This window comes from Streptomyces sp. NPDC001002 (assembly GCF_053599215.1).
Genome location: NZ_JBSFLV010000112.1, coordinates 20,803 through 29,969 on the forward strand (window position 1 = coordinate 20,803; position 9,167 = coordinate 29,969).

Below are 9,167 nucleotides of genomic sequence, written 5' to 3' on the forward strand. Positions count from 1 at the left end.
AGACGTGCCTCGGCGGGAGAATCCGCGAGGACCCGGAAGAGCCGCCGGGACAGGGAAGCCGCCCCTCCGCCATGCATCCGTTGCGGGCCCGCCCGGGACCCCCGAGTCTTGGAGCGATGCCCAATCGCGAGGAGGCGGTCCACGATGGCGGACAGCGGTACGACGGGCGCCGAACGGCAGCGGCTGGCGGAGGCCGACGCGGCCCGGGCGCCATGGCGCCGTTGGGGCCCCTATCTCAGCGAACGTCAATGGGGGACCGTCCGCGAGGACTACAGCCCCGGCGGTGACGCCTGGTCGTACTTCACCCACGAGCAGGCACGCTCCCGCGCCTACCGCTGGGGCGAGGACGGCATCGCAGGCGTCAGCGACGACAAACAGCGGCTGTGCTTCGCGCTGGCCCTGTGGAACGGCCACGACCCGATCCTCAAGGAGCGCCTCTTCGGCCTGACCAACACCGAGGGCAACCACGGCGAGGACGTCAAGGAGTGCTACTTCTACCTCGACTCGACGCCGACCCATTCGTACATGAAGTACCTCTACAAATACCCTCAAGCCGCCTTTCCCTACGACGACTTGGTCGACACCAACCGCTCCCGCGGCCGCCGCGACTACGAGTACGAGCTCCTCGACACCGGCGTCTTCGACGAGGACCGCTACTTCGATGTCTTCGTCGAGTACGCCAAGGCCGGGCCCGAGGACCTGCTGATCGAGATCACCGCCCACAACCGCGGCCCCGACGACGCCACCCTCCACCTGCTGCCGACCCTCTGGTTCCGCCACACCTGGTCCTGGGCGGGCGGCACCGCCGTCCCGAGCCTCGGCCTGGACGGGTCCGCGATCCGCGCCGAGCACGAGGAACTGGGCACGCGGCGGCTGTACTTCAGCGACGGCACGGAGACCCTGTTCACCGAGAACGACACCAACAACGAGCGCGTCTTCGGCAGTTCGAACACCACGCCGTACGTCAAGGACGGCATCGACCGTCACGTCGTCCATGGCGAGACCGACGCCGTCAACCCGGAGCGGACCGGCACCAAGGCCGCCGTCCACCACGTGCTCACCGTCCCCGCGGGCGGCAGCGCGACCGTCCGGCTCCGGCTGACCGACACCCAACCCGCCGATCCCTGGGGCGAGTTCGACGCGATCATGGACGCCCGCCGGACCGAGGCCGACGAGTTCTACGAGGACGTCCTGCCCGACGGCCCGAGCGAGGACGAGCGCCGGGTCGTCCGCCAGGCCCTCGCCGGCATGCTGTGGAGCAAGCAGTACTACTACCTCGACGTCGAGCGCTGGCTGGCCGAACACGGCGTCGACCCGCTCGGCGCCGACCCCCGCGTCCGCAACAGCGCCTGGTACCACATGGTCAACGACGAGGTCATGTCGATGCCGGACGCCTGGGAGTACCCCTGGTTCGCGGCCTGGGACCTCGCCTTCCACACCATCGCCCTGTCCATGGTCGACATCGGCTTCGCCAAGTCCCAGCTGGACCTGCTGCTGCGCCGCCTCTATCTGCACCCCAACGGCCAGATCCCCGCGTACGAATGGAACTTCGGCGACGTCAACCCGCCCGTGCACGCCTGGGCCGTCCTCTTCGTCTACGAGCTGGAGAAGCACCGCACCGGCAAGGCCGACCGCGCCTTCCTGGAGAACGCCTTCCACAAGCTGATGAAGAACTTCAGCTGGTGGCTCAACCGCAAGGACGTCGACGGCAACAACGTCTTCCAGGGCGGCTTCCTCGGCCTCGACAACATCGGCGTCTTCGACCGCAGCGCCCCGCTGCCCACCGGCGGCCACCTCGACCAGGCCGACGGCACCGCCTGGATGGCGCTGTACTGCCAGAACCTGCTGGAGATCGCGATCGAACTCGCCGGCGAGAACCCGGTCTACATCGAGCAGGCGCAGACCCTCTTCGAGCACTTCGCGTGGATCGCGGTCGCCACCAACCGCATGGGCAAGGACAACGAGAGCCTCTGGGACGAGGAGGACGGCTTCTTCTACGACGTCCTGCGGCTGCCCGACGGCACCGCCACCCGCCTCAAGGTGCGCTCCTTGGTCGGCCTGATCCCGCTCGCGGCGACCAGTGTGGTCGGCGCCTGGGCCGGCCGCCGATTCCCCGAACTGGCCGCCGGGGCCCGGGAGTTCATAGAGCGTCACCCGGCCGTGGCGGCCATCGTCTCCGCCCAGCGGAGCATCGGCCCAGGCGAGGACGGCCGTGTCCTGTTCGCGCTGTTCGGCGAGGACCGGCTGCGCCGTGTGCTGGCCCGCATGCTCGACGAGGACGAGTTCCTCGGCCCGCACGGCATCCGCTCACTGTCGAAGCACCACGCCGAACACCCCTACACCTTCGAGGTACATGGCGAGACGTACGGCGTCGGCTACCTGCCCGCCGAGTCCGATTCGGGCATGTTCGGCGGCAACTCCAACTGGCGCGGGCCGGTCTGGTTCCCCGTCAACATGCTGCTGATCCGTGCCCTGTTGAACCTGTACGCCTACCACGGCGACGGCTTCACGGTGGAGTGCCCGACCGGCTCCGGCAAGCACCTCACCCTCTACGAGGTCGCCCGCGAGATCTCCGACCGCCTCACCTCCACCTTCCTCCAGGGTCCTGACGGCCACCGTCCGGTGCACGGCGCCCAGGCCAAGTACGCCAAGGACCCGCACTGGAAGAACCTGATCCTCTTCTACGAGTACTTCCACGGCGACAACGGCGCGGGCCTCGGTGCCTCCCACCAGACCGGCTGGACCGGCCTCGCCGCAGTCACCGCGACCCTGTTCCACGTCGTCGGCGAGGGCGACTGGGGCGCCCTGCGCGAGGAGCCGCTGTCATGACGGTGATCTACGAGATCAACACGCTGATCTGGCTCGGTGAGTTGAGCGGTCGGTACGGCCGTCGGATCACCCTGGGCGAGGTCCCCGGTGAGGCCTGGGACGAGGTCGCGCGGCCCGGCGTCGACACCGTCTGGCTGATGGGCGTATGGGAACGCAGCCCGGCGGGCCTGGCGATCGCCCTGCGGGACGAAGGGCTGCTCGCCTCCTTCCGCGCCGCCCTGCCCGACCTCACCGAGGCGGACATCGCCGGATCCCCGTACTGCGTACGGAACTACGTGGTCGACGAGTCCCTCGGTGGCCCGGCTGGTCTCGCTGAAGCCCGTGCCCAACTGGCCGCCCGCGGCCTGCGGTTGATCCTCGACTACGTCCCCAACCACGTGGCCCCAGACCACCCCTGGCTCACCGACCGCCCCGACTGCCTGGTCCACGGCACCCCGGACGACCTCGCCCACTCGCCCGAGGCCTTCATCGAGGCCGGCGGACAGATCTACGCCCGCGGCCGGGACCCGTACTTCCCGCCCTGGCCGGACGTGGTCCAACTGAACGCCTTCAGCGACGCCTTGCGGACGGCGACGGTGGAGACACTGGTGGCGATCGGCGACCAGGCGGACGGCGTGCGCTGCGACATGGCGATGCTGCTGATGAACGACGTGTTCGGCAAGACCTGGGGCGACCGGGCCGGACCCACGCCGGCGGAGGACTTCTGGCCGTACATCCTCCCGCGCGTCCGCGAGCGCCACCCGGATCTGCTCTTCGTCGCCGAGGCCTACTGGGACCTCGAATGGGCCCTCCAACAGCAGGGGTTCGACCACTGCTACGACAAGCGGCTCTACGACCGCCTGCTGCACGAGGACGCCGAATCCGTGCACGGTCACCTCCAGGCCGACCTCGCCTACCAGCACGGCCTCGTCCGCTTCCTGGAGAACCACGACGAACCCCGCGCCGCCGCCACCTTCCCCGGCGACAGCGAGCGCTCCGCCACTGTCACCGTCGCCACCCTGCCCGGCGCGACCCTCTGGCACGAGGGTCAGTTCGAGGGCCGGAAGGTCCGCCCACCGGTCTTCCTCTCCCGCCGCCCGCCCGAACCCGTCGACGAGCAACTGCTTGAGTTCTACGCCCGGTTGCTCCCGGCCGTGGCCGAGGTACGGGTCGGCGACTGGCAGCTGCTCACCTGCACAGGCTGGCCGGACAACGACACGCACCGCAACCTCCTCGCCTGGAGCTGGACCGGCCCCGACACGCGTCACATCGTGGTCGTCAACGACTCGGACACGCCCGCCCAGGGCCGGGTCCCGCTGCCCTGGCCCGACCTCCAGGACCGCGCCTGTCACCTCACCGACCTGCTGTCCGGGCAGACGTACGACCGCGACGGCACCGAACTGGTCACCTCCGGCCTTTATGTGGACCTGCCGGGGCGCGCCTCCCACGTAATGCGGGCGTGGTAGAAGCGGATCATGAACATTTCCACCGCCTCCACCCGCCGGACCGGTGTCCGATGACCGCCGGCGTCGACACCCCGGACCGCCGCGGCCGCACCGGCCTGGACCGCACGGGCCTCGACCTCACCGGCAACCCGCGCGTCAAGGTCCGCGAAGTCCAGCTGCTGTCCAGCCACTGGTACGTCGAGCGCGCCACGACCTTCGACCTCCAGCTCGCCGACGGCACCTGGAGCACGCAGCAGCGCGAGACGCACGACCGTGGCAACGGCGCCACCATGCTGCTCTACGACGCCGACCGCGAAACCGTCCTGCTCACCCGGCAGTTCAGGTACCCGGTGTACGTCAACGGCCACCCCGACGGCATGCTTGTCGAGACCCCGGGCGGCCTGCTCGACGACGATGACGAACACCCCGAACTCGCCGTGCGCCGCGAGGTGGTGGAGGAGACCGGGCACACCATCGGCGAGGTCCGGCACGTCTTCGACGTCTACATGAGCCCCGGCTCGGTCACCGAACGGGTCAGCTTCTACGCCGCCGAATACGGCCCCTCGACCCGCACCCACGAGGGCGGCGGCCTCGACGAGGAGGGCGAGGACATCGAGATCGTCGAACTGCCCTTCCGGCGGGCCCTGGAGATGATCCGCACCGGAGAGATCGCCGACGCCAAGACGATCATGCTGCTCCAGTGGGCGGCACTGGAAGGCCCCTTCGCGAAGGGTTGGTTCGCGAAGGCTTGACTTCAAGTGCGCTTCAAGATGAAGACTCCCGTTCGTGCCCGGACAACCGGGCGCGAACGGGAGGACCCATCATGAGGTACCGCACGATCGGAACCGATCCGGCCCACCGCCGCGAGGTGAGCGTGCTCGCGCTCGGCGCGATGCTCTTCGGCTCACGGACCGACGAGGAGACGTCCTTCGCCGTGCTCGACCGGTACGTCGAGGCCGGCGGCAACTTCATCGACACGTCCGACAACTACGCCTTCTGGACCGACGGAAGTCAGGGCGGGCAGAGCGAGGAACTCCTCGGCCGCTGGCGGCGCAGCCGCGGCATCGGCGACGAGATCGTCATCGCCACCAAGCTCGGCGCCCGCCCGCTCGCCCCCGGCACCAGCTACATCGACAACCCCGAGGGCCTGTCCGCCAAGGTCATCCGCGAGTCCGCCGAACGCAGCCGCGAACGCCTCGGCGTGGGCAAGCTGGACCTGCTCTACGCCCACATCGAGGACCGCACGGTCCCGCTGAAGGAGACCGTCGAGGGCTTCGCCGAACTGGTCGCCGAGGGCACGGTCGGTCTCCTCGGGGTCAGCAACCACGCCGTGTGGCGCGTCGAGCGGGCCCGCGCCCTGGCCGCCGCGGCCGGTCTGCCCGGCTACGAGGTGCTCCAGTACCAGCACAGCCTGCTGCGCCCGCGCGCCGATGTGACCGACGACATGTTCCCGGACGGCAGCCTCGGCCACACCGGCGCCGAACTCCTCACCTACCTGCGCGCCGAACCCGGTCTCACCCTGGTCGCCTACTCGCCGCTGCTCGCGGGCGCGTACACCCGCCAGGACAAGCCGCTCCCGCCGGACTACGACCACCCCGGCACCCCCGCCCGGCTCACCGCGCTGCGAGCCGTCGCCGAGGAGACCGGCGCCACCCTCAACCAGGTCGTCCTGGCCTGGCAGATGGGCGGCGACCTGCCGATCATCCCCCTGGCCGGCGCCTCGTCCGTGGCCCAACTGGAGGAGAACCTGGCCGCGATCGACCTGGAACTCACCCAGGAGCAGCGGGCCCGGCTGGACGCGGCGCACTGACCCCGACGCGAGGGGAATCCAATCCTTGCGGCACGTGACGGGTGGGGCGGTCCGTTCGTCCGGCACCATCGATGCGTTCCGCCCCACCGCACCGGGAGTACGCCATGCCCCAATCCGAAGCCCGCGTCGCCACCGACCGCCCGCAGCGCTACGCCAAGCAGCTCGCCTCCCACCTCGGCCGCCGCAGCGAGACCAGCTGGGACGAGGAGAAGGGTGAGGGCCGGATCGTCTTCCAGAACGGCACCGGCTCCCTCACCGCGGTCGAGGGAGCCCTGCTGCTCGCCGTGGAGACGGACGCCGACCACCTCGACCTGCTGGAGGACGTGGTCGGCCGCCACCTGGTCCGCTTCGGCACCAAGGACGAGCTGGTGGTCGAGTGGCGGCGCGACACGGGCGAACCCGGCACCAGTCAGCGCAATTCGGAGGAGCCCGCCTGACCCGGGCCCGCCGAGCCCGACGGCCTACAGACCGCACCCCACGTGCGCCAGCGCCTGCCGGAGCAGCACCCCGTGCCCGCCCGGCATCTCGCCCTGCACGGCGGCCGACACGGCCTCCTGCGGGCTGAACCAGACCAGGTCGAGGGCGTCCTGCCGGGGCCGGCAGTCGCCGGTCACGGGCACGACGTAGGCCAGCGACACCGCGTGCTGACGCGGGTCGTGGTACGGCGTGACGCCCTGGGTCGGGAAGTACTCGGCGACGGTGAAGGGCTGCAGGGAGGCCGGGATCCGGGGCAGCGCCACGGGTCCCAGGTCCTTCTCCAGGTGGCGCAGGAGCGCGTCCCGGACCCGCTCGTGGTGCAGCACCCGGCCGGAGACCAGGGTCCGGCTGACCGTCCCCTCCGGCCCCATGCGCAGCAGCAGGCCGACGCTGGTGACTTCGCCGCTGTCGTCGACGCGCACGGGCACCGCCTCGACGTACAGGATCGGCATACGGGCACGCGCCATCTCCAGCTCGTCGGCGCTGAGCCAGCCTGGCGTGGTATCGGTCATGTCAGACATTGCTTGATCATACTTTCAGGAGGGGCCGGGCAGACGGTAGACCCGGCGAGCGTTGTCCGCGCCCGCCCACCGGGCGATCCGCAGGGCGTCGGGCAGGCTCAGCTCGTCGGCGTCCACCCGGTCCTGAAGCAGACCGGTCAGACCCCGCCGGAAGGCCAGCGCACCCAGACAGTAGAACTCAGCCAGACCGTACGCGTCCGAGCTGTACAGCAGTTTGCGGAACGGAGTGATCTCCGTCGCCTCCGCCAGGACCGCGCGGGCCCGGGCGGGACCGACGTGGTGCAGGGTGAGCCCCACGTCGAGATACACCTGCTCGAACACAGCCGCGAGGTAGGCGGCCTGGCGCTGGTAGGGCCAGCAGTGCAGCAGCAGCACCGGGATCGTGCCGGCGGTCAGATGCAGCCAGTCGGTGAGATGCGTGGGGTCGCAGCGGTGCAGCCGGATGTCGTTGTCCCCGAATCCGACGTGCAGTTGGAGCGGCAGCCCGAGATCGACGGCGGTCCACAGCAGATGGCGTACGAGGACCGGATCCGCGAGTCGGCCGCCCGCCGCGAGCCAGCGCCGGGCCGCCTCGGTGACCTCGTCCGCCGAGGGGCGGGCCGGGTCCAGGTCGAAGCCGGTGCGGTAGGCGGCCACGGACTTCACCGCCACCACACCACGCCGCCCCACGGCCTCCCGCGCGGCCGCCGTGAACTCGGCCGCGTACTCGCCGGGTTCGACCCCCTTCGCCGCCACCGCCTCCGCGACGCCCTCCAGCCGCACCACCTCGTACGCCGATCCGCCCACGGTGTCCGCCAGTTCGGGTGGCGTGGTGAGCCGGTCCGGGGTGTACCCGGTGTCCACGCAGAACACGTCCGTGGAACCGGCGGTCAGGAAGCGCCGGTTGACCTCGCGCCAGCCCAACTCGGCCCGCCGGGTGAGGTAGTCGTCGACGGGGGCGTGCCGGGGCAGGTCGAGCAGGGGAGCGCAGTGCCGGCGCACCGATACGCCGACCGGGCTGTCGAAGGGCGAGATCCCCGGCCAGCGGTCGCCCTCGGTGAGCAGCTCTTCGAAACCCTCCCGGGACAGGTCGGCGGTGACCACCCCGTGGCAGTGATGGTCCGTCAACTCCTGTGCGTCGAGCGCCTCTTGGATCGCGCCCACGTCAGTACTTCCAGCGGTACGCGGCCGCCACGCCCTCGTCGTCCAGCCCGTCCACGGCTGCGATCTCGCCGAGGCGCACGGCGATCACCGCGTCCGCGAGGACCGGTCCCAGCGCGGCCCGCAGCAGCTCGTCCTTGCGGAACTCCTCGACCGACTCGGCGAGCGACACCGGCAGCCGACGCACACCCCGGGCCGCCGCCTCCGCGGGGTCGAGACGGGCCGGATCCCCGGTGATCTCCTGGGGCAGCGGCGCCGACGAGGTGAGCCCGTCAAGACCGGCCGCGATGACACCGGCGAGCGCGAGATACGGGTTGGCGGCCAGATCGACCGGCTTGACCTCCAGGTTGGCGGCCTGGTCGCGCAGGCCCGCCGTGCCGGTGACGACCCGCACCGCGGCCTCCCGGGTCTCGCGGCCCCAGGCGGTGAACACCCCGGCCCACTGGGAGGGCTTGAGGCGCAGATAGCTCGCGGGACTCGGGGCGGTCAGTGCCGTGAGCGCCGGGAGTCGGCCGAGGACTCCGGCCACGAAGGACTCGGCGTCGCCCGTCATGCCGTACCGGCCCTCGCCGCCCGCGTGCAGGTTGACGCCGTCGCGCCACGCGGAGAGGTGGAGGTGGCCGCCGTTGCCGACGCCTTCGGCGAAGACCGCGGGCGCGAACGAGACAACCAGCCCGTGCCGTTGGGCCACCGCCCTGATCGTCTGCCGCACCAGGACGCTGCGGTCGGCCGCGGCGACCGGGTCGAGCGCGCCCACCGAGACCTCGAACTGCCCTGCCGCGTACTCGGGATGGAGCTGCTCGACGTCGACGCCCTGTGCCGCGAAGGCCGCCAGGAGGTCGGCGGTGTAGTCGCTGAGCTCGACCTGCCGGACGGCTCCGTACGCCGGGCCCGTGAGCGCCGGCACGAACTCGCCGGTGGCGGCCGGGCCTTGGCCGACGGCCCACTCGATCTCGACGGCGGCCT

The 9,167-nt window shown here is 70.9% G+C and carries 8 protein-coding genes; 5 read left to right on the forward strand and 3 right to left on the reverse strand.

Going from position 1 to position 9,167, the window contains the following annotated elements; all coding sequences use genetic code 11:
• Positions 1–144: 144 nt before the first annotated feature.
• The 5 genes from ACWDR3_RS35545 (at position 145) to ACWDR3_RS35565 (ending at position 6,500) form a co-directional block, all read left to right on the forward strand.
• Positions 145–2,829 (forward strand): MGH1-like glycoside hydrolase domain-containing protein, encoded by a 2,685-nt coding sequence (locus ACWDR3_RS35545; protein ID WP_450356693.1) that lies wholly within the window; start codon positions 145–147, stop codon positions 2,827–2,829.
• Positions 2,826–4,274: an alpha-amylase gene (locus ACWDR3_RS35550; RefSeq protein ID WP_450356694.1), complete on the forward strand. Its 1,449-nt coding sequence runs from the start codon at positions 2,826–2,828 to the stop codon at positions 4,272–4,274. Before ACWDR3_RS35545 ends, ACWDR3_RS35550 begins: the two co-directional genes overlap by 4 nt.
• A gap of 50 nt (positions 4,275–4,324) precedes the next feature.
• A complete protein-coding gene (locus ACWDR3_RS35555) occupies positions 4,325–5,005 on the forward strand; it encodes an NUDIX domain-containing protein (protein WP_450356695.1) in 681 nt (226 codons plus the stop codon).
• 71 nt (positions 5,006–5,076) lie between these two features.
• Positions 5,077–6,063 carry an aldo/keto reductase gene (locus tag ACWDR3_RS35560; protein ID WP_450356696.1) on the forward strand — a complete coding sequence of 329 codons (987 nt, stop codon included), beginning with the start codon at positions 5,077–5,079 and terminating at the stop codon, positions 6,061–6,063.
• A 104-nt stretch (positions 6,064–6,167) separates the two neighbouring features.
• A complete protein-coding gene (locus tag ACWDR3_RS35565; protein WP_450356697.1) occupies positions 6,168–6,500 on the forward strand; it encodes a DUF2218 domain-containing protein in 333 nt (110 codons plus the stop codon).
• Positions 6,501–6,524: 24 nt separating this feature from the next.
• On the opposite strand, the gene ACWDR3_RS35570 is transcribed toward ACWDR3_RS35565, so the two are convergent.
• The 3 genes from ACWDR3_RS35570 to ACWDR3_RS35580 all read right to left on the reverse strand — a co-directional run.
• Positions 6,525–7,061 carry an NUDIX hydrolase family protein gene (locus ACWDR3_RS35570; protein WP_124002091.1) on the reverse strand — a complete coding sequence of 179 codons (537 nt, stop codon included), beginning with the start codon at positions 7,059–7,061 and terminating at the stop codon, positions 6,525–6,527.
• A 15-nt stretch (positions 7,062–7,076) separates the two neighbouring features.
• Entirely contained in the window at positions 7,077–8,204 is a 1,128-nt protein-coding gene (locus tag ACWDR3_RS35575; protein ID WP_450356698.1) for an amidohydrolase family protein, read from the reverse strand.
• Position 8,205: 1 nt separating this feature from the next.
• On the reverse strand, positions 8,206–9,167 hold a 962-nt coding region (locus ACWDR3_RS35580), incomplete at its 5' end, for a glutamine synthetase (protein ID WP_450356699.1).

Excerpts from the sequence above, each read along its gene's own strand:
- ACWDR3_RS35545 (WP_450356693.1), top strand. The coding sequence starts at position 145 with ATGGCGGACAGCGGTACGACGGGCGCCGAACGGCAGCGGCTGGCGGAG.
- ACWDR3_RS35550 (WP_450356694.1), top strand. The coding sequence starts at position 2,826 with ATGACGGTGATCTACGAGATCAACACGCTGATCTGGCTCGGTGAGTTG.
- ACWDR3_RS35555 (WP_450356695.1), top strand. The coding sequence starts at position 4,325 with ATGACCGCCGGCGTCGACACCCCGGACCGCCGCGGCCGCACCGGCCTG.
- ACWDR3_RS35560 (WP_450356696.1), top strand. The coding sequence starts at position 5,077 with ATGAGGTACCGCACGATCGGAACCGATCCGGCCCACCGCCGCGAGGTG.
- ACWDR3_RS35565 (WP_450356697.1), top strand. The coding sequence starts at position 6,168 with ATGCCCCAATCCGAAGCCCGCGTCGCCACCGACCGCCCGCAGCGCTAC.
- ACWDR3_RS35570 (WP_124002091.1), bottom strand. The coding sequence starts at position 7,061 with ATGTCTGACATGACCGATACCACGCCAGGCTGGCTCAGCGCCGACGAG.